Here is a 1,765-nt window from a genome sequence, read left to right as displayed (position 1 = left end):
CAGCGGATCGTCCTGCATGTTGCGTAAAAGTATAGCTATCCGATTGATAAACAAAAGGATAGCTATTGTTTTGCTGATAAATTTTTTGTAATTTTATAGTGCAAAAACAAAAAAACAAAATTCATATCAGCAATGGCAAAGATAGTCTATAAATCCTATAATCCCAACGACAATCTGCTTCTTCCTCCATGTCTTGGCGATTATCTTCCTGAGAATCATAAGGCCCGTGTCGTGAGCGCCATCATCGACAGGCTCGACATCTCGGAGATAGAGAAAGGCTACAAGGGGGGCGGCACAAGCAGCTACAATCCCCGCATGCTTCTGAAGGTGATAGTATACGCATATCTGAACAATGTGTATTCCGGCCGTCAGATGGAGAAGCTGCTGGTTGAGAACATAGCATACATGTGGCTCAGCGGTATGCAGAGGCCGGATTTCCGTACGATAAACATTTTCCGCAGCAGGCGGCTGTCAGGAAAGTTCGACGGCATATTTACCCAGATAGTGCGTCTGCTCAACGAAGAGGGTCTCGTTTCATTGAAAGTACAATACATAGACGGCACGAAGATAGAATCAGCAGCGAACAAGTACACTTTTGTATGGAAAGGCAGTACAGAAAAGAACAAGGCCAGGCTCGAAGCCGGTGTGAAGTCGGTTCTGGAAACCGCAGAGAAAGCTCTGAACATAGAAAATGCGGATGAAGAGCAGGAACTGACGGCCGATGACATGGCGAGACGCGCCGAAAACATACTGAACAAAATGGACGGGGAGGGCATCAGCGACAGGAAGATGCGCAAGGCGGTTGAGAAAGTCAGGACGGAAAAGGCTCCCAAAATGCGCGGATATGAGGAGAAGCTGGAAATTCTTGGAAACAGGAACAGTTACAGCAAGACCGATCCTGATGCCACGTTCATGCGCATGAAGGAGGATGCGATGAACAACGGCCAGACCAAGCCGGGATACAACATACAGATATCGACAGAGAACCAGTACATCACCAACTACGGCATCTTCTGGAGGCCGACAGACCAGGGTACGCTCATCCCGTTCCTCGAATCCTTCAAGGAACGTTATGGAAGGCAGAGCGGAGAGGTGTGTGCGGACTCCGGTTACGGCAGCGAACAGAACTACGAATACATGTTCGGCGAAGGAATAACACCATATGTGAAGTACAACATGTTCCATGCCGAAGACAAGAGGAAACGCCGCGAGAACCCGTTCCTGGTGCCGAACCTGTACTACAACGCCGAGGAAGACTATTATGTATGTCCTATGGGGCAGCACATGGAACACACCGCTGACGTGACCGTCGTATCCGATTTGGGATACGAATCAAGAATCAGCAAATACCGGGCGCAGAACTGCACCGGCTGTCCGTTGCGCGGGTTGTGCTATAAGGGAGCGGCAGACAGGAGAGTTATAGAGGTGAACCACAAGAACAACGCATACAGAACCGAGGTGAAACGGCTGCTGACAAGTGAGCGCGGGCTTTACCATCGCAGCAACAGACCGATAGAGCCAGAAGCGGTTTTTGGTGACATCAAATTCAATCACGGATTCAAGCGCTTCAGGCTCAAATCCAACGACAAGGTGAAAGTGGAGTTCGGACTGGTCGCTCTGGCGCACAATCTGAGGAAATACATCGTTCAGAACGAACGCAAAAGACACGAAAAGCTGATCAATGCGGCTTGTGCAGACCATGATTACTGCACAGACAGAGTATTACAGCTTTGGAATGAACTCGTGATAGCCAGTTGAGCAAAAT

Annotated in this window: 1 protein-coding gene; it reads left to right on the top strand. The window is 49.0% G+C overall.

The window, feature by feature from the left end:
- The first annotated feature begins 132 nt into the window (after positions 1 to 132).
- The gene (locus MJZ26_15045; protein ID MCQ2107093.1) at positions 133 to 1,758 is read left to right on the top strand and encodes an IS1182 family transposase; all 1,626 of its coding nucleotides are present in this window, start codon (positions 133 to 135) and stop codon (positions 1,756 to 1,758) included.
- The last annotated feature ends 7 nt before the right edge of the window (positions 1,759 to 1,765 follow it).

This window comes from Fibrobacter sp. (genome assembly GCA_024398965.1).
Taxonomy (GTDB): Bacteria; Fibrobacterota; Fibrobacteria; order Fibrobacterales; family Fibrobacteraceae; genus Fibrobacter.
Note: the sequence above shows the minus strand (reverse complement) of the source record. Positions and strands in the feature narration are given on the sequence as shown.